The organism is Archangium primigenium (assembly GCF_016904885.1).
In the GTDB taxonomy this organism is placed as follows: Bacteria; Myxococcota; Myxococcia; order Myxococcales; family Myxococcaceae; genus Cystobacter; species Cystobacter primigenius.
In genome coordinates this window covers 9219551-9244109 of record NZ_JADWYI010000001.1, presented here as the reverse complement: position 1 = coordinate 9244109, position 24559 = coordinate 9219551, and the positions used below count along the sequence as shown (strand labels likewise).

The 24559-nt window shown below is 71.2% G+C and carries 19 protein-coding genes; 13 read left to right on the top strand and 6 right to left on the bottom strand.

Features of this window, described 5'->3' with window-relative positions; genetic code table 11:
- The gene (locus tag I3V78_RS37865; RefSeq protein ID WP_204495861.1) at positions 1 to 1128 is read right to left on the bottom strand and encodes an ATP-binding protein; all 1128 of its coding nucleotides are present in this window, start codon (positions 1126 to 1128) and stop codon (positions 1 to 3) included.
- 56 nt (positions 1129 to 1184) lie between these two features.
- On the opposite strand from I3V78_RS37865, the gene I3V78_RS37860 reads away from it, so the two are divergent.
- From I3V78_RS37860 to I3V78_RS37835, 6 genes are all read left to right on the top strand, one after another.
- On the top strand, positions 1185 to 2306 hold the full coding sequence (locus tag I3V78_RS37860; protein WP_204495859.1) for a hypothetical protein: 1122 nt from the start codon (positions 1185 to 1187) through the stop codon (positions 2304 to 2306).
- A gap of 165 nt (positions 2307 to 2471) precedes the next feature.
- On the top strand, positions 2472 to 4436 hold the full coding sequence (locus I3V78_RS37855) for a LodA/GoxA family CTQ-dependent oxidase (RefSeq protein WP_204495857.1): 1965 nt from the start codon (positions 2472 to 2474) through the stop codon (positions 4434 to 4436).
- A gap of 2 nt (positions 4437 to 4438) precedes the next feature.
- Entirely contained in the window at positions 4439 to 5569 is a 1131-nt protein-coding gene (locus tag I3V78_RS37850) for a tryptophan 7-halogenase (protein ID WP_204495849.1), read from the top strand.
- Between the two features lie 30 nt (positions 5570 to 5599).
- Complete coding sequence (locus I3V78_RS37845; protein ID WP_204495847.1) at positions 5600 to 8668, top strand: hypothetical protein; 3069 nt, start codon at positions 5600 to 5602, stop codon at positions 8666 to 8668.
- 41 nt (positions 8669 to 8709) lie between these two features.
- Positions 8710 to 9240 (top strand): AidA/PixA family protein, encoded by a 531-nt coding sequence (locus I3V78_RS37840; protein ID WP_204495845.1) that lies wholly within the window; start codon positions 8710 to 8712, stop codon positions 9238 to 9240.
- A gap of 47 nt (positions 9241 to 9287) precedes the next feature.
- Positions 9288 to 9812 carry an AidA/PixA family protein gene (locus tag I3V78_RS37835; RefSeq protein ID WP_204495843.1) on the top strand — a complete coding sequence of 175 codons (525 nt, stop codon included), beginning with the start codon at positions 9288 to 9290 and terminating at the stop codon, positions 9810 to 9812.
- 59 nt (positions 9813 to 9871) lie between these two features.
- Here I3V78_RS37835 and I3V78_RS37830 read toward each other — a convergent pair whose 3' ends face one another.
- The gene (locus I3V78_RS37830; RefSeq protein WP_204495840.1) at positions 9872 to 10240 is read right to left on the bottom strand and encodes a VOC family protein; all 369 of its coding nucleotides are present in this window, start codon (positions 10238 to 10240) and stop codon (positions 9872 to 9874) included.
- 65 nt (positions 10241 to 10305) lie between these two features.
- On the opposite strand from I3V78_RS37830, the gene I3V78_RS37825 reads away from it, so the two are divergent.
- The gene (locus I3V78_RS37825; protein WP_204495833.1) at positions 10306 to 10764 is read left to right on the top strand and encodes a MarR family winged helix-turn-helix transcriptional regulator; all 459 of its coding nucleotides are present in this window, start codon (positions 10306 to 10308) and stop codon (positions 10762 to 10764) included.
- Between the two features lie 24 nt (positions 10765 to 10788).
- Here the strand turns inward: I3V78_RS37825 and I3V78_RS40040 are convergent, their stop codons facing one another.
- The 4 genes from I3V78_RS40040 to I3V78_RS37805 are packed head-to-tail and all read right to left on the bottom strand — an operon-like array spanning position 10789 to position 19823.
- Positions 10789 to 14439, bottom strand: coding sequence for a DUF4132 domain-containing protein (locus I3V78_RS40040; protein WP_204495824.1), 3651 nt, complete (start codon positions 14437 to 14439; stop codon positions 10789 to 10791).
- A gap of 28 nt (positions 14440 to 14467) precedes the next feature.
- Complete coding sequence (locus tag I3V78_RS37815; protein ID WP_204495822.1) at positions 14468 to 15364, bottom strand: pseudouridine synthase; 897 nt, start codon at positions 15362 to 15364, stop codon at positions 14468 to 14470.
- Complete coding sequence (locus I3V78_RS37810) at positions 15361 to 16152, bottom strand: phytanoyl-CoA dioxygenase family protein (protein ID WP_204495820.1); 792 nt, start codon at positions 16150 to 16152, stop codon at positions 15361 to 15363. The genes I3V78_RS37815 and I3V78_RS37810 overlap by 4 nt, the downstream gene beginning before the upstream one ends.
- Complete coding sequence (locus I3V78_RS37805) at positions 16149 to 19823, bottom strand: WGR and DUF4132 domain-containing protein (RefSeq protein ID WP_204495818.1); 3675 nt, start codon at positions 19821 to 19823, stop codon at positions 16149 to 16151. The genes I3V78_RS37810 and I3V78_RS37805 overlap by 4 nt, the downstream gene beginning before the upstream one ends.
- Positions 19824 to 19943: 120 nt before the next feature.
- On the opposite strand from I3V78_RS37805, the gene I3V78_RS37800 reads away from it, so the two are divergent.
- The 6 genes from I3V78_RS37800 (at position 19944) to I3V78_RS37775 (ending at position 24471) form a co-directional block, all read left to right on the top strand.
- Positions 19944 to 20384 (top strand): hypothetical protein, encoded by a 441-nt coding sequence (locus I3V78_RS37800; RefSeq protein WP_239576988.1) that lies wholly within the window; start codon positions 19944 to 19946, stop codon positions 20382 to 20384.
- Positions 20385 to 20540: 156 nt separating this feature from the next.
- Positions 20541 to 20960 carry a hypothetical protein gene (locus I3V78_RS37795; protein WP_204495816.1) on the top strand — a complete coding sequence of 140 codons (420 nt, stop codon included), beginning with the start codon at positions 20541 to 20543 and terminating at the stop codon, positions 20958 to 20960.
- Between the two features lie 158 nt (positions 20961 to 21118).
- Positions 21119 to 21802 (top strand): uracil-DNA glycosylase, encoded by a 684-nt coding sequence (gene ung, locus I3V78_RS37790; protein ID WP_204495814.1) that lies wholly within the window; start codon positions 21119 to 21121, stop codon positions 21800 to 21802.
- 46 nt (positions 21803 to 21848) lie between these two features.
- Entirely contained in the window at positions 21849 to 22619 is a 771-nt protein-coding gene (locus I3V78_RS37785; RefSeq protein ID WP_204495812.1) for a tetratricopeptide repeat protein, read from the top strand.
- 11 nt (positions 22620 to 22630) lie between these two features.
- The gene (locus tag I3V78_RS37780) at positions 22631 to 23731 is read left to right on the top strand and encodes a hypothetical protein (RefSeq protein ID WP_204495810.1); all 1101 of its coding nucleotides are present in this window, start codon (positions 22631 to 22633) and stop codon (positions 23729 to 23731) included.
- Between the two features lie 95 nt (positions 23732 to 23826).
- On the top strand, positions 23827 to 24471 hold the full coding sequence (locus I3V78_RS37775; protein WP_204495808.1) for a hypothetical protein: 645 nt from the start codon (positions 23827 to 23829) through the stop codon (positions 24469 to 24471).
- Positions 24472 to 24559 lie beyond the last annotated feature (88 nt).

Below are 24559 nucleotides of genomic sequence, written 5' to 3'. Positions count from 1 at the left end.
TTACCCGGGCAGGAGGTGACGGGCCTCGAACAGGGCGCGCCACTGGGCGCCCTTGCGGCGCGACACCCGCTGCTCCAGGTAGCCGCGCAGCCGCTTGAGGTCCTCGGCGTTGTCCTTGGCCGCGGTGCCGGCCAGACACTCCACCAGGTCCGCCGCCGTGCCCCCGTCCCCGCGCAGGTAGTAGCCGCGCACCCCCACCGCGTGCGCCACGCTCACCGCCTCCGCGGTGGACAGCACGGCGCTCATCCGCTCCATGCCCTGGCCCTCGGCCGTCTCGCCCGAGCGCAGCTCGCGGAACGTGGTGACGAGCACCTCCAGCAGCTCCTCGGACGGCAGCACCGGCACCCCCGAGCGCTGCAGCAGCCGCGCCGTCTCGTCGCGCACCAGCCGCAGCTCGGTGTCGAAGTCGCCAATGGGAAAGACGGTCTCGAAGTTGAAGCGCCGCTTGAGCGCCGCGCTCATCTCGTTGACGCCCCGGTCGCGCGTGTTCGCCGTGGCGATGATGTTGAAGCCCTCGCGGGCGAACACCATGCCCTCCTCGTCCTTGAGCTCGGGCACCGCGAGCACCCGGTCGGACAGCATGGACAGGAGCGCGTCCTGGACCTCCAGCGGGCAGCGGGTGATCTCCTCGAAGCGGACCACCTTGCCCTCCTTCATGCCCGTGTAGAGCGGGGCGGGCACGAGCGCGCGGGGCGTGGGGCCCTCGGACACGAGCAGCGCGTAGTTCCACGAGTATTTGATCTGATCCTCCGTGACGGACGCGCCGCCCTGGATGGTCAGCGTGGAGGTGCCGGAGATGGCCGCCGCGAGCAGCTCGGACAGGAGGCTCTTGGCCGTGCCGGGCTCGCCCACGAGCATGAGGCCGCGGCTGGTGGCGAGCGTCACCATGGCCCGGTCCACCAGGCTCGGGTGGCCCACGAACTTGCGCCGCACCCCGAGCGCGTCGTCCCCGAGGATGAAGCGGCGCACCGCGTGCAGGGACAGGCTCCAGCCCGGAGGGCGGGGGGCGTCATCGGCGTCCTTGAGCCGCGCCAGCTCCTCCGCGTGGAGCACTTCCGCGGGAGGCCGCTGGACGTCCGTCACGGGTGCCGCCGTCGCCGCCGAGGTCTTCTTCCGGGTGGTCGCCATGGAAGGGGCAACTTACATGGACACCCCCGGGGCACGGCCACTAGAAGTCCAACCCCATGTCCGAGTCCTCTGCCCCCCCGGAGCGCTGGCTGAAGTGGGTGGGGCCCCTGTTCTTCCTGACGCTCGCGTGGATTCCCCTGTTCAACCAGAGCCGGTTCGGGGACCTGTCCAATTGGTACACGGACCATCTGCACCACTCGTATGCGACGTGGGTGTCCTTCTCCCGGGGCGTGGAGATCTACACCCGCCCCTTCGGGGAGATCCGCGACGGCACGAGCTGGCCCTACCCCATCGACGTCTGGAAGGACATGCCGGGCTTCGCCTACCCCCCGGGCGTGGTGGGGGTGTTCCTGCCCCTCACGCTCCTGGGCCGCTATGGCGGGCTGTCCTTCCACGCGTTCGCCGTGGTGTCGGTGCTGGTGATGCTGGCGTGGGCGGCCTGGGCCTTCCACCAGGCGGCCCGGGCGATGGCGCTGCTGCCCCCGGGCTCGCGCGCCGCGCTGCTCGGCTTCACCTGGCTCTTGTTCGCGCAGTGCGCCCTGCAGGGCTTCTACGACACGGCCTTCCTGGGCGCGGCCTTCGCGGGCCTCGCGGCGGGGCTGCGCGACAAGCCCGACCGGGCGCTGCTCTGGCTGTCGCTCGCCGCGTTCCTGCACTTCCGGGCCGCTGTCTTCGCTCCGCTCGGGGTGTGGGTCCTGTGGCGCTTCTGGACAGAGCGCGCCCGCATCCCCGCGTGGCGCGCCAAGCTGGCGCTGGCCGTGGGGATGATCGCCCTGGCGCTGGTGACCTTCGCCCTGATGTACCCCACCACCCGGGCCTTCCAGGCGCGCGCGGTGACGCTGCTCTCGGTGCCGCGGGCCCTGGGGGTGGTGCTCGTGGTCTCGGGGGTGTTCGCGCTGCTCCTGGCCTGGCGGCGCGAGTGGCTCGCCCTGGCCTCCCTGGGACTCGTGGTGGCCGTGGCGGCGGTGGAGCCCCAGCAATACTGGTGGCACGCCCTCATCGTCCTGGCCGTCCCGTATGCCATCGGTGCCCTCACGCCCGCGCGGCGCGACTGGGGCACGTCGATGCTCCGCGGCGTCTCGTTGATCTGGATCCTCGCCCTCAACCCGCTCGTCTGGCGGGACAACCTGGGCCTCGTCTTCGGGGACTTCGTGAAGGTCGTCCGGTTCGGCTTGTAGGCGCGGCGCGAACCGTGACGTGTCAATTCAATCCCTGACACGTCTGTTTGACGTGTCTGGCCTTCGAGCGCGTGCCGTTCGTTGAAAAACACAGACACCGGGTGACAACCCATTGGGGGGTGCTGTATCCAATCGGACAGCAATCGTGACCTCAGCGGGGACGGCATGAGTTCGAGCCCGGTGTTCAAGATCCATCCTGCCATTGGCGTCGCACGCGTCGGAAACAGCCAGGACTACTACCTGGCGCCCGAAGCAGCGGGAGGCCTGCCCCTCGAAAAGGATGGTCAGACGCCCGTCACCGAGTTCCGCGACAAGGAAGGCGCACGCGGCATTCGCAGGCAGGCGGCTCGCTTCCAGGTCTATGTCTACGACGAGAAGAGCCCCCAGGGCAGGCCGGTCCGCCCGGGCGAGGCCGGAGTCCTGGACATCCGCTGGACGGTGCACCTGGCCAACAAGAAGGCCTCCTGGTACGAGTTCCGGCAACTGGCGGGCGCGGATGGCAACCATCAGCTCGTCGAGAACGACCAGGGGCAGCGGCGCACCGTGGCGCAGCCGTTGCGCAATCCCAGGGCCCTGGGCGCGGAGCGCAACCAATACATCATCGATGCCGGCCCCCGGGTCGTCTCCTGTCTGGGCATGGACGCCACGCCCCAGGAGGCGGACTTCGCCCAGGGCACGGCGCGGGACGGCTACCCGGAGACCTTTCCACCCGCGGGGTTGATCCCCGAGGGCAATGACATCACCACCCTGGGGCAGATCTCCGCGGACCGTGACGGCTTCCTCACGGTCCGCGGCGGCCTGGGCCATTCGGGGTGCTCCGTGGCGTATGACCTCACGGACGCGCTGATCACCAATCTGGTGGGAGACGGCACGATCACCGAGGACACCGCCCACACGCTGGCGCCCATCGTGAACAAGGGCTACGGAGATCAGGCGTCCTTCAAGGCCGCCCTCCAGGGCGTGCTCGGGTCCGATGACGCGACCGTCCAGACGCTCCTGGGGGCCGCGTATGCCCAGCCCCGGCTCGACGACTACGCCAACAACAACTTCTGGTGGGACGACACGTCCGACGGGCCCGTCACGGCGACCCTCCTGCTGGAGGGCGGCGGCACGCCCGTGGAGGCGACGTCCTCCTGGGTGCTGGTCGCCCCTCCGGCCTACGCCCCGCAGATCCTCAACATGGTCACGCTGTACGACACCCTCTACGACCTGTTCGTCCGCGAGTGGAAGTACAACACGGCCCTCTACGATCCGACCGTCCATCCCGCTCCCGGCTGGAATCCGACGTACATCCCCCACTTCGCCGCGGAGATCCAACCCATCACGGATCGGCCCGCCGCCTATCAATGGGTGTTCCCCGTCGACCGGGAGGGAGGCCGGGCCCACAAGGGGTTGGTGCTGGCCCATCAGCGTCCCGGGGCGTTCTTCGCGAAGCTCCGGCACCCGGAGGCGAGCAACACGCTCTCGCCCACGCTGATGCCGATGCTGGCGGGCGATGACCCCATCAGTGATTACCCCCAGAGCAAGTACCTGACGCTGACCCGCACCCAGTACTTCCTCATGGGCCGGTTCAGCCAGAACGTCTGTGACACCTCGCCGGTGGAGGACCCGTCGGGGCCGGGCGTGCGGTGGGACCGCGCCGTCCTGGAGAACTGCGTCGGCGGGCCGTTCTGTCCTGGCATCGAGATGACCTGGTTGTGCCGCGACAGCCGGATCTACCAGGAGCCGTTCCGCATCAAGCCCAAGCGCCCGGGGTCCTCGGGCTTGCAGTGGAACAGCGAGCCCACCGCGGGGCTGGGCCTCGAGCCCGGCGACATCACCAAGTACATGGCCCTGCCCTGGCAGGCGGACTTCAACGAGTGCGCGGGCCAGACGATCGACAACACCACGCTCTGGTGGTGGCCCGCGCAGCGCCCCTACTTCGTGCAGACCCTGGGCGAGGACGGTCAGACGACGCCGGGCTACTGGTCCCCCGGAGCGGAGAACCCCCTGTTCGGCTTCGAGAAGGACGAGCTCATGGTCTACAACTGGAAGGACCTGGGCTTCATCCTCCAGCGCGAGCAGGACGGGGAGCCCCGGTTCCTGGAAGTGCAGCGGCTTCCCCTCACGCGGCCCCACGCGGACGGCTGACCGTGCCACCGCTCCCGCACGATGTCGTCATCCTCGGCGGAGGCCCCGCGGGCGCGGCGCTGGCGCTGGCGCTGGGGGCCCAGGGCCGCTCCGTGGCGCTGCTCGAGCGCTCGGACTACACGGCGCCCCGGTGGGGGGAGACCCTTCCGCCCGAGGGCCGGACGCTCCTGGCGCGGCTCGGGGTCTGGGAGGCGTTCAGCCAGCAGGGCCATCAACGCTCCGCGGGGTCGTGCTCCAGCTGGGGCAGCGAGACCCTGGGCTACAACGACGCGCTCTACTCGCCGTGGGGCTGCGGGTGGCACCTGGACCGCGGGTGCTTCGATCGGATGCTGGCCGAGCAGGCCGTCGCGCGGGGCGTGGTGCTCCACACCGCCACGGAGCTGACGGGCTGGGCGCGGCGCGACGGGGGCGGCTACCGGCTGCGGGTGCGCCGGGCGGGAGACGCGGAGCGCTGGCTCGAGGCCCGCTTCGTGGTGGACGCGACGGGGCGGCGCGCGGCGTTCGCGACGGCCCAGGGCGCCCGGTGGCACACCCTCGATCGGACCTTCTGTGTGGCGGGCGTCTTCCAGCTCACGCCCGGGAGGACCTTCGATGCCTTCACGCTCGTGGAGGCCCGGGAAGAGGGGTGGTGGTACTCGGCCCTGCTGCCCCGGGGCCGGGTGGTGGTCGGGCTGGTGGGGGACGGGGCGTCGCTGCCGGGGGTGAGGCCCGGACGGCCGGAGGCGTGGCGGGCCCTGCTCGCGCGGACGGGCGCGACGCGGCGCAAGCTGGCCGCCTGCGACTTCACCGGAGAGCCCCTGCTCGCGCGGCCGGCCCCCGTCGCCCGGTTGGATCGGCCGTGGGGCGAGGACTGGCTGGCGGTGGGGGACGCGGCGTGTACGTTGGATCCACTCTCCTCGCAGGGCATCTCCCAGGCACTGCGCTCCGCGCTGCTCGCCGCCGAGGCCCTGCGCCGCCACTTCCGGGGCGTGCCGGACGCGCTGCCCGCGTACGCGGCCACCCTGACGAGACAATTCGAGGGGCACCTCCAGGGGCGCGCCGCCTACTACGGGCTGGAGCGGCGCTGGCCCACGGCCCCCTTCTGGAGTCACCGCGCGCGGGTGCACGAAACGCCCCTCGCCCGGGCGAGCTGAAGCCGCTTCACGATCGAGCAGGAAGGACACATGCACTCAGGACGCCATGGAAGGCCGCGGCTCATCGTCGCCGCGAGCGCGCTCTCGTTGACCCTCGGGCTGGTGGCGGGGGCTTGCTCCTCCCTGCGCAAGAGCACCCTGGAGACACTGCCGACGCAGGCGGCGGCGAGCGCGCCCACGGGGCTCGTGTCTCCGCCCTATCCGGTGTTCCCGCGCGGCAACAGGCTGATGCAATCCCTGCCGGACGGGGATGACCAGGTGGCGGCGTTCATCGGCTTCTACAACAAGGTGGGCGGGGTGCGGATCCCCGACCTGACGCGCGACTCGCTCCTGGCGCTGCCCAACCGCAATCTGGACATCGCGCACAACGGGCTGAACGTGTCGTCCGGCGACTTCAACTCCTCGCTGGTGTGCCAGTCCTGTCATGACGGGGACTGGACGGCGACGGGCACGCAGGTGGGCAACATGATGTTCTGGGCGCAGGACGCGGTGGACGCGCCCACGTTCCAGACACCGGGCGCCCTGGCCGCCAACTGGTCGCTCTTCGGGGACTGGAGCGCTTCCATCAAGGCCCTGGCCGGACGAGACCCCGTCTTCCTCGCGCAGGTGGAGAACACCCGCGGCCTGTCTCCCCATCAGCCCGAGCAGATCGACAACCTCTGTCTGCGCTGCCACTCCCCCATGGGTCAGCGCCAGGCGGAGAAGAACGGGCTGCTCTTCAGCCACGACATGCTGTACGCGACGCCGTCCGGCTCCGGCTACACCTACCCGTTTCCCAATCACCCCTACACGAAGCCCGAGTACGCGGTGTACGGCGCGCTGGGCCGGGATGGCGTCTCCTGCAGCGGCTGCCACGCCACCTCCCCCGAGGGCGGCCTGCCGTGGAATGGCACGGACTACTCCGTCTTCTATGGCAGTGACACCCAGAGCGTGTACGGCGGGGGGCTGTCCCAGCGCCTCAAGGACGTGAACGACGAGGCCGCCCTGGTGCCGCCTCCCTTCCCCTTCACGTCCTCGATGAACACCCGGCCCGGCACGGTCGTGGCGCCCGACACGGGGCTGAACCTCGCGCCCATGGCCGCCGCGGGGCTGAGCCTGGAGACGGCCTCCACACCGGATCCGGACCACAACTACCTGGATGACGGGACGCTCTGTGGCTCGTGCCACGTGGTGGTGCTGCCCAAGGTGCCCGACAACTACAGCGCCTCGCTGACCATTCAGGAGGCCCTGGGCCGTGGGGGCTACACCCGGCCCGCGAGCTGCCCGCCCTCCCAGAAGACCTTCACGGGGGACTTCCTGAAGGATCCCTGCGTGGGGCTCGCCTACGAGCAGACGACCTACTTCGAGTGGCTCAACAGTGGCTTCGCTCCGACCAGCGCCACCTGCCTGACGTGTCACATGCAGTTGGGGCTCCAGCCGGCCGCGGAGAACGGCCTCGACGTGGCCCAGGTGAATGCCGGGGTGTCGAAGTTCTACGGGGACAACACCGAGCTCACGCCGCGCCAGTACAACCGCCACACGCTGCTGGGCATCAACCTCTTCGTCCACGAGATGTTCCAGCAGTTCCCGGACGTCCTGGGCCTCGAGTACTACCTGAAGGACGACTCGCTCATCCCCCCGTACCTCCAGGATCCCTCCATCCTGAACCAGACGGCCAACCTCGTCGCCAATCCCGGCGGAGAGACGGGGAGCACCCCGGGCTGGGAGGGACAGGGCATCCAGGCGGTGCGGCGGGCCCCGGGCGCGCGGATCACCCCGAACCACGGCCAGTACTACTTCACGGTGGCGGGAGGGCAGGGCACGGGACGCGCGACCCTGCGCCTCGACGTGTCCCGCTACGGCGACCTCATCGATCAGGGGGCGGGCAACGTGACGGTGACCTGGGGCGCGGCGTCCTTCTGCGCCACCCAGGACGCCTGCCCGCCGCTGCTGCTCTCCCAGGACCGGGGAGACGGCGCCCGGCTCGTGAACACCACGCCGGGCCAATGGACCGCGCTGAGCGGCGCGCTGTCCCTGGCGCCGGGGACCCGGACGCTGACGCTCTCCCTGGAGGCGGGCAGCACGGTGGATGACCTCTTCCTGGCGCTGCGGTTGCCCGAGGGGTCGGTGCGACCGCTCGAGGACGCCTCCCGGCAGTACCTCGTGGCCCAGAACCTGCTGAACGCCGAGCAGTCCATCCTGGACCTGGCCGTCAACACCTCGCAGGGCACGTTCAACAAGGACGCGCCCGCGACCCAGGTGACGGTGAGCCCGCCGGTGGTGTCCGGCGCGGACTTGAAGGTCGACGTCACCGTCACCAGCAACGTGGGCCACAAGTTCCCCAGCGGCGCGGGCTTCCGGCGGGCCTTCCTCCAGCTCGAGGTGCTCGATGCCGAGGGCAAGGTCCTCTGGGCCTCCGGGCAACCCAACCCCTGGGGCGCCATCTGCGAGGGGCCGTGCGCGCCCGACGGGAACAACCTGCTCAAGAGCGAGTTCACGTCCGACTACACCCAGCTCCAGCCCCACCATCAGGTCATCACGCGCCAGGACCAGGCGCAGATCTACGAGCTGCGGGTGGTGGACGACCGCAACACGCTGACGTCCACGGAGCTGCAGCAGTTCAAGGCGGTGAAGGACAACCGGCTGCTGCCCCGGGGCTGGCTGCCTCCGTCCAGCCGCTACCCGGATGAGCAGCTGTTGGGGCTCAACCTCCAGCAGCTCGCCCGGCTCACCGCGCCCCTGAGCCTGGTGTTGGGTGACAAGGACACGAGCCTCTCGAGCGATCCGGACTACAGCGCGAAATCGGCGCCCGGCGTCGATCACCTCACCTACCAGCTTCCCCTGTCCCAGGTGAGCGGCTGGCGGTCGGTGCGGGCCCGCATGAACTACCAGACCATTCCCCCCTTCTACCTGGCCGCGCGCTTCAAGGAGTCGCTGCGGGATGCGAAGGGGCAGCCCACCGCCCCCGCGCCCGCCATGGCCCGGCTGCTCTACATGACCAGCCGTCTCAACACGAACACGGGGCTTCGCTACACGCCCACCCAACAGCAGCGGCCGGTCGACCTCGTGAGCAACTGGACGATGGTGCTGGGCGAGGGCGCCTACCCGGCCGCGCCCTGAGCCTGGCGGTCTTCCCCCCGAGCCTTTCCTGGAGGAACAACATGGCAGACACCAATGAGAACGTGGACATCCTGGTGGTCATCGACGCGGCGAGCATCATCCAGCAGTACGGCGCGCAGGCCAGCATGGACGCGAGCAAGCCGACGTCCATCGGGCGTGACTCCAAGTTCATCTACATGTTCGTGAAGCGCGACAACGTGGTGAGTGGAGACTACTCCTCGAACCTGACCGTCAGCGTCCGGCCCAATGACGTCGTGAGCTGGCGGGCCACGTCCCTGTCGATGAACACCGAGTACAGCATCATGCTCGCCGCGTGTGACATCGCCCAGGGCGCGAACCTGCTCGAGTCTCCTCCGAAGCACCTCGCGGTCCAGCGCTACGTCGAGGTTCCCCACGTCGAGAACGGCGCCATCCAAGGCGAGCCGGACAAGCAGGTCATCAAGGACTTCCTCTTCCGGGCCACGGTCACGGGGACGGGACGGATCGTCTACACGTACACCTTCGCCATCACCAACATCGACGGCGCGCCGCGTGGGTTCTTCACGTGGGATCCCTCCCTGACGAGTTCTTGAGTTCCGCCCCAGGCCCCGCGCTTCGCAGACACAGGAAAGACATCCCCATGGCCATTATCGACATCCTCACGGTGATTGATGCGCAGAGCCTCATGAGCGACTACGGCTCGAATCGAGGCACGCAGTCCTCCCCGGTGTTCCTCGGAGACAACGCCCGGAAATACATCTTCATGCTCGTGAAGCGAGACCGTGTGGAGGGACTCGAGGCGAACTACGAGCTGCGGGTCAAGGTGTCCACGGAAGACACCCTGCGCTGGCGGGCCACCTCGCTGACGCTGAACACACACAACAGCGCGCTGCTCTACCGCTGGAACGCCTCGCAGAACGGCGCCCTCACCGACGGCATCACCCCCGTCGAGGCCTGGGTGAAGGCGCCCCTGCCGACGTTCAATGACAAGGGCCAGCTGTCGTTTCCCCCGGACACACAGCGCTACCCGGAGTTCTATTTCGAGACGGATGCCCAGGCGACGGGCACGGTCACCTACCAGCTCTATTTCAAGCTCCTGGACGAGCAGGGCAACACCTTTGGCTACTACTACTGGGATCCCTACATCGACATCACCCTGCGCTGAGAGACCCTGTCGGTGGGACTGGGGCGGTGACCTCCGGGGCTTGGCGGGCGGTCGCGAATTCAGGCGCGATCGTGGAGGGTGATCTGGTAGCCGTCGGGGTCCGCGAAGGTGAACGTGCGGCCGAAGGGGCCGTCGACCGGAGCCCGGACGATCGTGTGCCCATCGGCCGCGAGCGTGTCGTGAATGGCCTGGACGTCCGTGGCGTGCAGCCAGATCGCGGCTCCGATGCCGGGCTGAGCCACGGACGCCAGATCCGTGCCGGGCATGATGTCTCGCAGCGCGAACGCGATGGGCTTCGTCTGGAAGACGACGGCATGGGGCGGGCCCGCCGGAGAGCGCACGAGGCCGAGGTAGCGCTCGTAGAACGCCCGCGACGCGTCGAGGTCGCGCGCCTGGAGGGAGATGAAGTCGGGGCCGGTCACGGGCATGGGGCTGCTCCTTTGGGGGGATGTCAGTTTGCTGACACGGCTCAAGGTATGTCAGGATGCCTGACATGAGTCAAGATGGAGACGGCATCGACCTGAAGACGTCACTGGGCTACCTGCTCAAGGAGGCGTCGAGCGCCTTGCGCGCGGCGATGGAGGCCGCGCTGGAGCCGCTCGGATTGACCGTGACGCAGTACTCCTGCCTGGAGCTGCTGGCGCAGCGTCCGGGCCTGTCGAACTCCGAGCTCGCGCGAGGCGCGTTCGTGACCCGGCAATCGATGAACGTGCTGCTGCAAGGTTTGGAACGAGACGACTACGTGACCCGGCCCGAGGAGGCCCCTGTCGGGAAAGTCCTGCCCACGCGGCTCACCGCGCGGGGTCGACGGCTCCTCGAGAAGGCGACCGTCGCGGTGCGCTCCGTGGAGGTGCGGATGCTGGGGGGCATGACGCAGGAGGAGCAGGCGATGGCGCTCAAGCTCCTGCGCGGCATGGTCCAGTCCCTGCGCGACGGCGACGGCGGGGCGTGAGGCGGAGTCGGCGCCCCCACCGCGTCACCCCGGACGCAGGCCCTCCAGGTCGCGCACCAGCTCGGAGAAGAGGATGGGGTCGAGCGGGCCCAGGCGTTGGGGCTCTCCCTGCTCCCAGCCCTGACGCGTCCGGAGCACCACGCTCCCGAGCGTCTGCTCGGGCGACTCGGAGATCATGCCCGTGTAGAGGCCTTCATCGAGCTCGAGCTCGGCCTGGAGCGCCCCGCCCAGCGGTTTCTCCATCCACTCCACCACGCCCGCGTCCTGGGGCGCTCCCCGGCGCCAGCCGCGCTTCTCCAGGCCGAGCACCTTGCCCGCGGGCAGCTTGAGGCCCTTCACGCGCTCCAGGCTCGTGGCGGTCTTCTCCGCGGGCGTCATCGCGTAGGTGGGGCGGCCAAGCTGGGGGAAGGGCTGGAGCAACTGGTAGTCGGCGAGGACCTGGCCCCAGAGCCCGGCGGTCCGGGCGTCCAGCTCCAGGGCATGGGGCAGGCCCACGCGCGCGTCCTCGGGCAGCGACCACGTGTCGTCGTTCGCGTCCGCCAGCGAGCGGTCCTCGGCCACGCGGAAGGTGGCGGTGAGCGCGCCCTCGGGGGAGTAGGTGCCCCAGACGAGGCGGCGCACCACGTGGATGAGCAGCGGGTGCTCGACGAAGAACTGACGGAACACGTCCGCGCTCCAGCGGCGCCGGGCGCACATGGCCAACTCCATCCGCAGGATTTGCAGGCTGGCCGCCGTCTTCGCGTCCTTCTTGAGCGCCGTCCATTGCGCGGCGGCGGCCTGGGCCTTGTCGGCGTCGTCCTTCTGGGTGGGCTTGGGCAGGTCCTTGAGCGGGCTGCCATCGGCGCCGCGCACGAAGGGCTTGAGTTGCTCGTCGAAGCCCACCGTGAAGGCACGTGGCCCGAAGTCCAGGGTGAGTGAACCCTGTGCATCGAGTCCCAGGTCCGGTACCAATCGGTCGCCCAACTCTTCCCGTGTCAGTCCCCGGGCCTCGGCGATCTGGGCGATCTTCTCCTGGGCCTTCTGCTGGAGGCCCTTGAACTTGACCTTCTCGGCGATGCCGTTGAGGTAGATGAGGGTGACGTCGGTGCCGATGGTGGCGAGCACGTCCAGGCCGGTGACGGCGCGGGCGTGGGCGGTTTCTCCAGGCCACTGGCGGATGAGGGGCGCGAGCTTGCGCGCGGTGTCGTCATCGCCCAGGTGGCCGAGCGCCAGGAGGCACCAGCCCTCCTTGCTGGGAGCGCCAGCCAGCAGCCACGCCTCGAAGAGGGCCCAGGCGAAGCGGGCGAGGCTCGGGCGGTCACAGGTGGCCTTGACCTGGGCGAGGCCGGCGTAGGGCTCGTCGAGGGGCGAGAAGGCCAGCAGGGTGGCGAGGGCCTCGACGGCGGCCGGAGGCAGCTTCGCGGAGCGGTCGGCGAGCAGGGGCGCGGGCAGCGCGCCGATGCCGAGCGCGGCGGGAAGCTGGGGCAGCCTGGCCGGGAAGAGCTGGAGCGGATCGAAGTCGAGCACCCGCTGGACGGCCGCGAGCACCTCGGGGGACGTCTTCCGGGCCACGTCCAGGACCGTGGTCCTCTGTCCCTGGGCGGCGAGCAGGCGCAGGGCGGCGAGGGCGGCGTCCCGGGCCTTGCCCGGCTTGCCGAGCGCGGGCGCGAGCAGACCGGTGGTGGCGTGCGCGGGGTGGCGCAGGAGCCAGTCCTGGGCCTCGCTCCGCGACTTCTTGCCACCCAGGGCCTCGGCCATGCGCGGCGCGAGCGAGCTGGCGCCCAAGGGCATCAGCAGCGAGAGGGTGTTGCCGCCCTTCTCGGCGACGCCGCGCTCCACGGCGGGGAGCGTGGCCAGGCCCAGGTGGGCGATGATGCGGGGCATCCAGCGCAGGGTGTCGTAGTCGAACCCGAGCGTGTCCAGGTACTTCGACGCGAGGGCCTCGGGGGCGTGGGCGAAGAACTCGCCATCCAGCATTTGCTCGCGGACCTTGGGCTTGGCCTGGGCGAGCTTCTTCTCCAGGGCGCTCCACTGGGACGCGGTGAAGGACGGGTAGGACTCGTAGGACGGGCCCCCGCGTCCCAGCCATGCCTCGCGCTCACCCTCCCGCCAGACCAGGGCGTCGGCGAGGGCCGGGGGCGAGACGCCGCTGAGCACGGGCGGGGCCTCGGGAGGCCGGCCGGAGCGCCAGGGCGGGGTGGCGAGCACCGGGGGCAAACGCGCGGCGGGCGCCTCGGGGACTTCCTGGGCCGCCTGGCCTTGGAGCCGGAGGAGGACGGCGCGCTCCGGCTCGGACAACTCGGGGAGCGCGGTCTGGAGGGCCTCGGGGTGGCGCGCGGCCAGCAGTCCGAGCAGCTCCCGGGGCCCGGCACCGTCCTTGCCCGGCAGCAGCGCCCAGCGGGGCAGCAGGCGCGCGGCGCGCGAGGGCACACGCAGGCACTGCTCGCGCAGCAGGGGGAGCATCTCCTTCTCCGACCGCTCGAGCAGCAGGGTCATCGCCTCGTCCGAGTCGATGCGGGAGACGAGCCCGGCCCAGAGGCGCAGGGCCGCGCGCTCGAGGGGCTCCTCTTTCTCCTGGGTCTGGGTCAACAGGGCGCCGAGGAAGCCGGCGAGCCGCGGGCCCACGCCATCGAGCAGCGAGGCCAGGGGGCTGTCCTCGAACGTCAGCAGCAGCTCCAGATCGACGTGGGGCGCGACCGTGTCGAGCGCGCGGGGGTCCGAGAGGCTGTACAGGATGAAGGGCTCGCCCTTCTTCTGGGCGAAGACCTGGGCCTCGGCGTGCACCCAGGCGGCCTCCGTGGGGAAGAGGTAGGCGGCGGCGGAGCGGAGCTCCTCCTCGGTCTCGCGCAGGGAGGCGGCGAGGTCCCGGGCGGCCCGGTAGTCCTTGTCCGTGGTCTGGGTGGCGAGCAGGGCGCGCAGCCGGGGCAGTCCCCCGAGGTTCCCGTGCTGCATGCCGTTGTAATACGTGTCCCGGGGCGGACCTTGACGCACGGCCTTGCGCTGCTGGGCGAGCTCCACGACGTGGAGGTCCATCGACAGGAGCGCGGCGTGGGTCGCGTGGACGGGCCCGCCCAGCGCGAAGAGCAGGTCGATGGCGGGATCCACCCGGGTCTTCTCGCGCCACTGGGTCCGATGCTGGAGGCACCCGAGCAGCAGGGCGTCTTCCTCGGGCGTGCCGAGGCGCGGGGTGTCTTCCTGGAGGCGCGCGAGGACGGCCCGGGAGCGGGCCATGAGGTTGTGTTTGTGTTTGTCCTTGGCCTCCGGGTCGGGTCCCTTCTTCTTGAAGTCCTGGCGCACCAGGGCCCAGGCCTTCTTGGGCTCGAGCGGCGCGCGGACGGACACGGGGACGCCCCCGCGCCGGGGGTGCACGGCGTCGAGCAGCTCGGGCGTCCAGGCGATGGGCCCGGAGGGTGGCGCGGCGGGCGGCGGGGCCGGCGCGGGCGGAGGCGCGGGGGTCTTCGTCCGGGGCGGCTTCGGGGCGGCGCTGGCGGGCGTGCCCTCGGTGTAGCCCTTCTTCTGCTTCTCGGCGACGAGCTTGTCGTGCTCGGCCTGGGCCTTGGCGGCGGAGGGGAAGGACTTGTGCTGCGTCTGGCCCTCGGTGCCGATGCGGCCCCAGCGCACCGTGAAGTCCGTGCCCGCGAGGGAGATCTCCCAGAACTTCTGCGAGGAGCCGTCGATGAACTCGAAGCGACGCATGGCTGTCTCCAATGGAATGGAGAGGGTTCTACTTCACTCGGAGTCCCTCCGGGGGCGGGGCGTGGAGGACCAGCCGCTCGCCGGTGAGGGGGTGCTCGAAGCCCAGGCGCTCGGCGTGCAGCAGATAGCCACTGTCCCCGAGCCGTCCCGGGTGCTCGGCATGGGGCACGCCCCCGGCGACGTAGACGGGGTCTCCCTCCAGGGGGTGGCCGATGAAGGCCAGGTGGATGCGGATCTGCTGGGAGCGGCCCGTCTGGATGTCCACCTCGAAGAGGGTGCTCGCCGCGTGCCGCTGGAGCACCCGGGCGAGGCTGCGCGAGGCCTTGCCGGTGGGCGAGGCCATGGGCACGCGGCCCATGACGGGGTGGGGCCCCTCGCCGATGGGCGCGGTGATGTCGTAGGTGTCCTGGGCGGCCACGCCGTGGGAGAGCGCCCGGTAGCGCTTGTCCACCGTGTGCTCGCGCCAGGCCCGGGACAGCTTGGAGGCCGCGTCGTGCGTGCGCGCGAACAGCACCAGGCCCGAGGTGCCCCGTCCCAGGCGGTGCAGGGGACTGGCCTCGGGGAAGCGCTCGCGCACGACGCCGAGCAGCGTGTTCACGAGGAAGCCGCCTCCGGGCACCGTGGGCAGGCCCCCCGGCTTGTCCACCGCGAGCAGCGACGCGTCCTCGTACACGAGCGTGTAGTCGCGCGGCGCGGGCTTCTCCTCCCACGGGGGCCGGTTCCACACGAGCCACTGGCCGGACTCCAGCCGCTCCTCGCCCGTCGCGGTCACGCCGTCGAGCAGGACCTCGCCCCGGGCCAGCCGCTCGCGCCACACCTCGGGCGTGGAGTGGGCATAGGTCCGCACGAGGTAGTCGAGCGTGCTGCCGCCCCGGGCCTCGGGACCGAGCTGCTCGCGGTAGGCATGGCCCTGGTTGGTCGTCACGGGCCGGGCCGCTCCGCGAACACGGGGAAGAAGACGCGGGGGGTGTGCTTCTTGCGCAGGCAGCGCGTGGTGGCGCTCATGTAACAGATGGAGAAGCCGCGCCGACGCTGGCCCTCGCGGCTCGGCCCCGAGCGGTGCCAGAGCTGGTTGTGCAGCAGCACCACCTCGCCGGCCTGGACGGGCAGGGCCACGGCCCGCTCCTCGGCCCGCTCCGCCACCAGTCGCTCGTCCGGAATGACGCCGCCCATGGGCCGCGCGAGCCCCTGACGGTGGGTGCCCGGAATCACCTCCAGACAGCCGCCGTCCACCGGGGCGTCATCCAGCGCGGTCCAGATCTGCAGCTCCGGCTCCTGGCTCAGGCCCCAGAGCGTCCCGCCGTCCTGGTGCCAGCGGATGGCGCCGCCGCCCGGCTCGCCCTTGTTGAAGAGGATGGCGCGGTAGAGCACGACGCCCCCGGCGATGCGCGCGCGCGCCACGCGCTCGAACAGGGGGTTGGAGATCCACGCGAGGAAACGCTCGTCCTTCTCCAGCCGCTCGATCTTCCGGTACGCGAGCGAGGGGCCCCGCCAGCCGAGCCCCGTGTCGTCGTACTGGCCCGTGCGGGCATCCATCTGGAAGAAGAGCCCGGGGTCGGGGACGCGCCCGAGCATCAGGTCCTCCGAGCGCTCGCGCAGCGCGGCGAGCCCCTCGTCCGAGAGCACCCGCCCGAGCCGCGCGTAGCCGTCCGTCTCCAACTGAGCGAGCGGCTCCTGGATGTCCATCCGCTCGGCTTCCGCGCGCACCCTCATGCGGGGCGCAGCCCTTCCAGGTCGCGCACCAGCTCGGAGAAGAGGATGGGGTCGAGGATGCCGAAGGGCTGGGCGCCCTCGGTGTTCCAGAAGGACTGCGAGTTGAGCATCACCTCGCCGAGCGTCTGCTCGGGTGACTCGGAGAGCATGCCGGTGAAGAGACCGGGGTCCAGGTCGAGGTAGGCCACGCGCTCGGGGCCGAGGGGCTTCTCCATCCAGCACGCCACGCCTCCGTCTTGTGGCGCTCCCCGGCGCCAGCCCCGCGCCTCCAGGCCGAGCACCTTGCCCGTGGGCAGCTTGACGCCCTTCACGCGGTCCAGCTTCTTGGCGTCCTTGTCGGCCGGGGTCATGGCGTAGATGGGGCGGCCGAGCTGGGAGAAGGGCTGGAGCAACTGGTAGTCGGCGAAGACCTGGCCCCAGGCGCCCGCGGTCGCGGTGTCCAACTCCAGGGCGTGGGGCAGACCCACCAGCGCACCCTCGGGCAGCGACCACGTGTCGTCGTTCGCGTCCGCCAGCGAGCGGTCCTCGGCCACGCGGAAGGTGGCGGTGAGCGCGCCCTCGGGCGAGTAGGTGCCCCAGACGAGGCGGCGCACCACGTGGATGAGCAGCGGGTGCTCGACGAAGAACTGGCGGAACACGTCCGCGCTCCAGCGGCGGCGCGCGCACATGGCCAATTCCAGCCGGAGGATTTGCAGACTGGCCGCCGTCTTCGCGTCCTTCTTGAGCGCCTTCCACGACTCGCTGGCGGCGGTGGCCTTCTCCGCGTCGTCCTTCTGGGTGGGCTTGGGCAGGTCCTTGAGCGGGGTGCCATCGGCGTCGCGCACGAAGGGCTTGAGCTGCTCGTCGAAGCCCACCGTGAAGGCGCGTGGCCCGAAGTCCAGCGCGAGCGAGCCTGTCTCGTCCAGGCCCAGGTCCGGCACCAGCCGGTCGGCCAGCTCCTCGCGGGTGAGGCCACGCGTCTCGGCGATCTGGGCGATCTTCTCCTGGGCCTTCTGCTGGAGGCCCTTGAACTTGACCTTCTCGGCGATGCCGTTGAGGTAGATGAGGGTGACGTCGGTGCCGATGGTGGCGAGCACGTCCAGGCCGGTGACGGCGCGGGCGTGGGCGGCCTCGCCAGGCCACTGGCGGATGAGGGGCGCGAGCTTGCGCGCGGTGTCGTCATCGCCCAGGTGACCGAGTGCCAGGAGGCACCAGCCCTCCTTGCTGGGGGCGCCGGCCAGCAGCCACGCCTCGAAGAGGGCCCAGGCGAAGCGGGCGAGGCTCGGGCGGTCACAGGCGGCCTTGACCTGGGCGAGGCCAGCATAGGGCTCGTCGAGGGGCGAGAAGGCCAGCAGGGTGGCGAGGGCCTCGACGGCGCTGGGAGGCAGCTTCGCGGAGCGGTCGGCGAGCAGGGGCGCGGGCAGCGAGCCGATGCCGAGCGTGGCGGGCGGCTTGGGGAGCTTCGCCGGGTAGAGCTGGAGCGGATCCTGGGCGAGGACGCGGACGAGGGCCTCGCGGGCCTGGGGCGAGGCGCGCGCGGCGATGTCGAGCACGGTGGCCTCGTGGCCCTCGGCGGCGAGCAGGCGCAGGACGGCGCCGGCGGTGTCCCGGGCCTTGCCCGGCTTGCCGAGCGCGGGCACGAGCAGGCCGGCGGTGGCGTGCGCGGGGTGGCGCAGCAGCCATTCGCGCGCGGAGGCGCGGAACTTCTTGGAGGCGTAGGCCTCGGCGATGGACGGCGCGAGCCCCTGGAGGGCGAGGGGCATGACCAGCGGGAAGAGGTCGTTCTTGTTCTGCTCGAACTCCTTCAGGAAGACGGGCAGCGCGGCGAGCCCCAGGTTCGCGAGGATGCGGGGCATCCAGTTGTTGAGCAGCCCCGATTGCGACGTGAACAGGTACTCGAGATGCGGGCGCGCGAGGGACTCGGGCGCGAGGGCGAAGAAGATGGGGTCGTGGTAGCCCGCGTACCGCTCCGTCCGGGGCTTGCCCGAGAAGTTCTGCTGGGCGAAGTCCCGCCACTGCGCCTCGGTGTGGTGCTCGTATTGCTGGGCCGCGTAGCCCTTGTGCCGCTGCCACGCCTCGCGCTCGCGCTCGTTCCACGCGAGGGCATCCGGCAGGGCGGGGGGCACCACGTCGGTGAGGACGGGCGGGGGCTCCGTGGGGCGGCCGGACGCCCAGGGCGGACGGGCGAGGACGGGCGGCAGTTGCTCGGGCGTGGCGTCGGGCGCGTCCGGTCCTCCCGCCTGTTCCTGGAGGCGGGTGACGAGCTGGACCACGTCCGCGGACTGGCCGACGAGCAGCGCGGGCAAGGCGTCGCCCTGGCGGCGCAGCACGTGGGTGAGGACGCTGCGCGCGGCCTCACCCTCCTTGCCCCGCGTGCTGGCCCGGGGCGCGAGCAGTCGCAGCGCGCGGTGGGGGGCGCGCGCGGTCGCCTCGAGCAGCGAGGCCATCATCTCCTTGCCGTGCTCCACGGACCGCTCGAGCAGGAGCGAGAAGGCCTCGTCGGAGTCGAGGCGCGCGAGGTGGTCCGCCCACTCCCGGAGGAACTCCGTGCTGAGGTAGCTGCGCTGGATGATGTCTTGGAAGAAAGCGAAGCTCGCCAGGCCCATGCCGTCGAGCAGCGAGGGGAGGAGGCCGGTGTCGCCCTGCATCAGATGGTAGGGCTTCACGCCGGGGAGGAAGGGGGTGAGGGCCTCGAGCGTGGAGACACTGGCCACCAGGTAGGTGGGGAGCTCGTCGTGGGTGCCCTGGGCCTCGGTGAGCACCCAGTCGGCCTCGGTGGGGAAGAGGAAGGCCGAGGCGGCGCGCTGCTCGGAGGTGAGACGGAGCGCGGAGGCGGCCTCGCGCGCGGCCTGGTAGCCGGCGTCGTCGGCCTGGGTGGCGAGCAGGGCGCGCAGGCGAGGCAGGCCGTGCAGACCGCCGTAGGCGAGGCGTTGGAGTCGTGCCGACCGCGAATTGGAGGACGTGCCTCGGCGGACCCGGGGGGGCGTGTCCTCCGTCACGTGCATGTCCAGGGACAGCAGCGTGGCGCGTGTGGTGTGCGCGGGGCCCGCGAGCGCGAACAGCAGGTCGATGCCGGGCTCGCCGCGGGGGTGGTGGTTCCAGTCGTCCCGGTGCTGCAGGACGGTGAGCAGGACGGCGTCCTCCTCGGGCGTGCCCGGGGTGGGCTCGGCGCGCTTGAGCCGCTCGGCGAGGGCCTGGGTCTCGGCGGTGAGGAGGCCGGGCTCGGTGTCCGGGACGACGTCCTTGATGCGCGCCTGGAAGTCCTCGCGCGCCTGGGCCCAGGCCTTCTTGGGGCTCGCGAGGGCGCGCACGGGCACGGCCACGCCGCCGCGCCGGGGGTGCACGCGGCGCAGCAGGTCCTCGGTCCAGAAGATGGGGCCCGTGGGCGTGGGCTCCGGGGACGGCGCGACGGGCGCGGGTGCGACGGGCTTGGGCTTTGGAGCGGCGGCCGTCACCGGGGCGGGCGTCGGGGTGGGCGCCGGGGCGCTGCCGGCCTCCGCGTAGCCCTTCTTGACCTTCTCGGCGATGAGCTTGTCGTGTTCGGTCTGGGCCTTCTGCGCGGAGGGGAAGGTCTTCTGTTGGGTCTGGCCGTCGGTGCCCAGGCGACCCCAGCGGACGGTGAAGCCCGTGCCCTCCAGCGCGATCTCCCAGAACTTCCGCGAGCTACCCTCGGCGAACTCGAAACGACGCATGCTCGGCTCCGTGAAAGGAGGCCCCACCCTAGCGCACCCGCGCTTTGCAATCCGCCGGGGGGTTGGGCTAGCAAGACGGAAGCGCCCGAGGTCCCCGGGTTTCCCTGGAGAGTCCGCCCCATGTCCGATGCCCCCAGCCCCTCCGAGGGCAAGAAGCTGCGCCGTCCCGTGGAAGAGGTTCGCGCCGAGCTGCTGGCCGACGCGGACGTGAAGGAGCAGGCGCGTCTGCTCAAGCTGCCGGTGGAGAAGTACGTGGAGAAGATCCTCGACTACGCCCTCCACCCGGAGAAGCCCCCGGCGATCATGATCGTCCCGGACGAGGCGCTCAAGCAGCAGGATCCCCAGGCCCCCACGGTGGCGGAGATCGAGACCTACCTGCAGAAGGTGGTCAGCGGCGAGGTCGTGGTCAATCCGGCGCACCAGCCCGATGGCTTCCACGCGAAGGAGCCGGCGGATCGCTACGGCGCGGCGCTCGGCAGCGCGGACGACCTCCAGGGCGCGAAGGCCAAACCCGCCGAGCAGGACCTGGGCCTCAAGAAGGACTCGAACTTCAAGGGCTGAGCCCGGGGGGCGACCACCGGTGGGCAACCAAGGGAGCGCACGGGGCGTGCGGCCTTTTTCGCGGGATCAGGAAACTAATAACCCCGCCGCCCGAGAATCCTTTTGTCAGCAGCACACAGGGCCGCACAGCGGACCCCTCACGAAAAGGATTTCACCATGGGTTTCCTCAAGGGTCTCGGCAAGGCCATCGGCAAGATCGCGAGCATCGCGGCTCCCATCGTCTCGATGATCAACCCCCTGGCCGGCGCGGCCGTCAAGCTCGCGGGCGACCTGGCCAGCGGCAAGAATCCCCTGCAGTCGCTCATGGGCGCGGCCACCAGCTTCATCCCCGGGGGCGGCATCTTCAAGAACCTGCTGGGCAAGTTCGGCGGCGGCGCCCTGGGCGGCCTGCTGGATGGCGCGGGCGGCAACAGCCTGCTGAGCGGCGCGCTGAACCTGGCCAAGGGCAAGGGCGGCATCACCAACGTGCTCGGCGACCTCTTCAAGAGCGTGGCCGGCAAGAACCTGAGCCAGCTGGGCCTGAACAACGCCGCGGAGCTCGCCGCCCAGCGCATGGCGCAGACCCTGGTGCGCTAGTCCCCACCGTCTCACACAGGACGTCGTCACGCGGGCCCGGGAGGGAGTTCCTCCTCGGGCCCGTGGTGTTTTGGACGACCTGGGAAGAAACCCCTGGGGCATGACCGCGAAAGTAGGGTAGGAGCCGGGACCTCTCTGGACACATGCGTGGAGACGAGATGAGCCCGTGGAAGGACCAATTGCCGGCCGGATGGCGCCGGGTGCTTCAGGACGCGCTGGCCAACCCGGCGTTCACCCGGTTGCAGGCGTACGTGGAGCAGGAGCGGCGGCGGCACACGGTGTACCCGCCCGAGGAGGACCTGTTCTCCGCCTTCCGGCTGACGCCCTACGAGCAGGTGAAGGTGCTCGTGCTCGGGCAGGACCCGTACCACGGGGCGGGACAGGCCCACGGGCTGGCGTTCTCGGTGCGCCCGGGAGTCCGGCCGCCGCCCTCGCTGGTGAACATGTTCAAGGAGCTGCACGACGACCTGGGCCTGCCCGTGCCCAGGGACGGCTCGCTGGTGCCCTGGGCCGAGCAGGGCGTGTTGCTGCTCAACGCGGTGCTGACGGTGCGCGAGGCCACGCCCAACTCGCACGCGGGGCAGGGCTGGGAGGCCTTCACCGACGCGGTCATCCGAGCGGTGAGCGACAAGCCGGAGCCCGTGGTCTTCGTGCTCTGGGGGGCCTACGCCCAGAAGAAGCAGAAGCTCATCGACCCCCGGCGGCACGTGGTGCTCGCGGGGCCGCACCCCTCGCCCCTGTCGGCTTCCCGGGGGTTCTTCGGCAGCAAGCCCTTCAGCCGCGCCAACGCGGAGCTCCAGAAGCGGGGCCAGGCGCCCGTCGATTGGCGCCTGCCCGCCTGACGCGCCCCGCGCGCGCCGCCGCGTGACTGGGTAGAGTCGCGGCACCATGGCGAAGAAGAAGGCCGTCCGCGCGGCGCCCCCGAAGAAGAGCGCCGCCTCCCCGAAGAAGAAGGCCCCGCCGCCCGCGCCCCCCCCGCGGGCCGCACGCTCGCGCCCGCGCCCCGCCGCGCCCGTGGACCTTCCCCTGCGCGAGCCGAGCGGGCCCCTGGCCCCGGATCCGCTCGACGAGGCCACTCCTCCCCCGCTCAAGGCCCTGCCCGCGGGCGAGCCCCAGCCGGAGATGGCCTTCCCCTTCGAGATCGATCCCAAGCGCATCGAGGAAGGGCTGCAGAAGCTGCGTCAGGAGGCGATGCACTGGGCGAACAAGGGCCGCTACACCAAGGTGCGCTTCAAGTTCCGGGGCAAGCAGCTGCTGCCGGACCTGCCCGTGGCCGCCGTGGCCGCCGCCGAGGGCCTGACGTTCTACTGGGGCGGCATCCTGCGCGCGCTCGTCTTCACCGTGGCCGGCGGCAGCCTGCTCCAGGTGGAGTTCGTCAACGACGCGGACAAGCGCGTGCAGGCGGGCAAGGAGGCCCTGCTCAACGGGGACCTGGACGAGGCCCTGGGCCTCTTCCGCGAGGCGCTCACCATGGACCGGGACAACGTGGGGGCGCACCTCAACGTGGGCGTGGCGCTCAAGCTCAAGGGCGAGAAGGAAGCCGCGCTGGCCGCCTTCGAGAAGGCCAAGGCGTTGGACCCGGAGGGCCCCCTGGGCTCCGAGGCCGAGCGGCTCGCCACGCCGCTGCGGCCCAAGGGCACCGCGTCCCAGACCGGGTAGGGGCCCTCGCCGTGGGTGACGACTTCCCGGCGCTGCTCGGCCCCGCGCGCGAGCGTTACTACCGGCTGGTGCTCGTCCTCTCCGAGTCCCGCTGGCAGGAGCGGCTGCGGCGCGAGCTGCCGCTCTTGCGCGAGGTGCGCGCGCACCAGTCCGCCCTGGACGCGCTGCTCGAGGCCGAGGCCTGGCCGGAGGGCCACCCGCTGCCGCGGGACGTGCTCGAGGTGGAGTCCCTGCGCGAGCAGCTCGTCCGGGACGTGGCGCGCAAGCTCGGGCGCGACCCTCACGAGTCCCTGCCGCGGCTGATGGAGGCCCTGGAGGACTGGCTCATCACCCTGCCGCGCGAGGTGCCCGCCCACCTGCGCGAGGAGACCGCGCGCGAGCTGCTGCCGGACACCCTGCCCGCGCTCCACGAGGCCCGGCGCTTCGGCGAGCGGCTGGAGTCCCTGTTCGGCCCGCCCCTGCTGCTCTCGGGGCGACTGCCCTTCTCCCTGGCGCGGCGCGAGGAGCTGGCCCTGGGTTGGCCCCGAGGGGAGGCCGCCCTGGCCTCGCTCTGGCGCCGCCTGTCGGACGTGGACGCCCGGGGCCTCATGGTGGCCGAGCTGCGCGCGCGCGCCACCCAGGCCCCGCCCCGGGCGCCCACCACGGGGCCCGAGCGGCTGGTGCACACGGCGTTCTGGTACCGCGAGGCGCTCGAGCGGCTCACGCGCATGGCGCGGCTGCGGCTCGTGCCCCTGGAGCCCTCGTCCGTCGAGTGCCTGACGGTGATGTGGTGGCTCTTCGAGCGCGAGTACGCCCCCCAGGTGCGGCTCCTGCCCACGGTGGGCCTCACCGAGGCGCGCGCGGCCGTGCTGGAGGTGGCCTACGAGCTGTGGGATGCCCAGCGCGCGGACCTGCCCGAGGACGAGCGCTGGAACACCCCGCGCTGGGTGCGGCTGGAGCGGCTGGCGGAGCGCGCCGAGGAGCCCCGCAACACTCCCGGCGTCGAGGCCCTGCGCGAGGCCCTGCGCCAGTTGCTCGCGCGGCACGGTGGGGGCACGGGCTCCCCGCGCACCTGGTGGTCGACGCCCCGTCTGGTGGAGCTCGTCCAGCGGCTGCGCGGCGTGCTCGGCTGAAAACCCCGGCGCACGGATTCGAGACCTGGGGTGATGGTTGTCATCACTCACCGTGAGGTAGAATCGAGGGCCTGCTCGCACTGAAAGGTCTTCCGATGCGCACTCTCGCGCTGTTGGGTCGTGGTCTGCTCCTGCTCGCGGCCGTGGGTTGTTCCGAGCCGCCCGCCGAGGGAGGGGAAGGGCCCTCCGGTGAAGGGCCCCCCAGCGACAAGCCCACCGAGACGCGGGAGTTCACGCTCACCCTGTCCGATCCCCAGACGACGAATGCCCGCATGGGCACGCATCGGATGAATGTCGGCTCGGGCCAGTATGCTCCGGGGCTGAGCCTCCTGAGCACCAGCTCCCATCCCGCGTCGGGCTCCGCGGCCTGCCTGACCGTGATCCTCACCGTCAGCGCCCGACCCGAGGCGGGCAAGGCGTGGCCCATCCTGCCGAGGGATTTCGACGCCAAGAGCCTCCCCCCGGAGACCGCCAGCCTCCTGCTCCAGGACGTGTGCACGAGCGCTGGAACGCACGGGCAGTGGGTCTCCACCTCCGGCACGGTCCGGATCGACACGATGGCCGATGCCGAACCCGGTACGGGGCCGGGAAACCTCCCCCCGGGCGCGGTGAAAGCGCTGCGGTTGCGCCTGGTGGACGTGGCGATGACGCCGTCCCCCAAGGGCGCCCCCGCGACGGGCTCCTTCCTGGTCAACGGCGGGGGGCTGATCGAGCCGTTGTTCTTCTACGAAGCCCCCTGAGACTCCGAGGGGAAGGGGGCCGGACCGAACGTCCAGAACCCCCCGTCCGGGTGCCCCTCGGGTCGCCTTCCTGGCCGCCCCCCGACGC

What these genes read in the sequence shown, in the direction of transcription:
- I3V78_RS40040 (WP_204495824.1), bottom strand. Translation starts at nt 14,439, where the DNA reads ATGCGTCGCTTCGAGTTCATCGACGGCTCCTCGCAGAAGTTCTGGGAG.
- I3V78_RS37845 (WP_204495847.1), top strand. Translation starts at nt 5,600, where the DNA reads ATGCACTCAGGACGCCATGGAAGGCCGCGGCTCATCGTCGCCGCGAGC.
- I3V78_RS37830 (WP_204495840.1), bottom strand. Translation starts at nt 10,240, where the DNA reads ATGCCCGTGACCGGCCCCGACTTCATCTCCCTCCAGGCGCGCGACCTC.
- I3V78_RS37800 (WP_239576988.1), top strand. Translation starts at nt 19,944, where the DNA reads ATGTCCGATGCCCCCAGCCCCTCCGAGGGCAAGAAGCTGCGCCGTCCC.
- I3V78_RS37865 (WP_204495861.1), bottom strand. Translation starts at nt 1,128, where the DNA reads ATGGCGACCACCCGGAAGAAGACCTCGGCGGCGACGGCGGCACCCGTG.
- I3V78_RS37855 (WP_204495857.1), top strand. Translation starts at nt 2,472, where the DNA reads ATGAGTTCGAGCCCGGTGTTCAAGATCCATCCTGCCATTGGCGTCGCA.
- I3V78_RS37810 (WP_204495820.1), bottom strand. Translation starts at nt 16,152, where the DNA reads ATGAGGGTGCGCGCGGAAGCCGAGCGGATGGACATCCAGGAGCCGCTC.
- I3V78_RS37825 (WP_204495833.1), top strand. Translation starts at nt 10,306, where the DNA reads ATGAGTCAAGATGGAGACGGCATCGACCTGAAGACGTCACTGGGCTAC.
- I3V78_RS37805 (WP_204495818.1), bottom strand. Translation starts at nt 19,823, where the DNA reads ATGCGTCGTTTCGAGTTCGCCGAGGGTAGCTCGCGGAAGTTCTGGGAG.
- ung (WP_204495814.1), top strand. Translation starts at nt 21,119, where the DNA reads ATGAGCCCGTGGAAGGACCAATTGCCGGCCGGATGGCGCCGGGTGCTT.
- I3V78_RS37840 (WP_204495845.1), top strand. Translation starts at nt 8,710, where the DNA reads ATGGCAGACACCAATGAGAACGTGGACATCCTGGTGGTCATCGACGCG.
- I3V78_RS37795 (WP_204495816.1), top strand. Translation starts at nt 20,541, where the DNA reads ATGGGTTTCCTCAAGGGTCTCGGCAAGGCCATCGGCAAGATCGCGAGC.
- I3V78_RS37775 (WP_204495808.1), top strand. Translation starts at nt 23,827, where the DNA reads ATGCGCACTCTCGCGCTGTTGGGTCGTGGTCTGCTCCTGCTCGCGGCC.
- I3V78_RS37785 (WP_204495812.1), top strand. Translation starts at nt 21,849, where the DNA reads ATGGCGAAGAAGAAGGCCGTCCGCGCGGCGCCCCCGAAGAAGAGCGCC.
- I3V78_RS37835 (WP_204495843.1), top strand. Translation starts at nt 9,288, where the DNA reads ATGGCCATTATCGACATCCTCACGGTGATTGATGCGCAGAGCCTCATG.
- I3V78_RS37860 (WP_204495859.1), top strand. Translation starts at nt 1,185, where the DNA reads ATGTCCGAGTCCTCTGCCCCCCCGGAGCGCTGGCTGAAGTGGGTGGGG.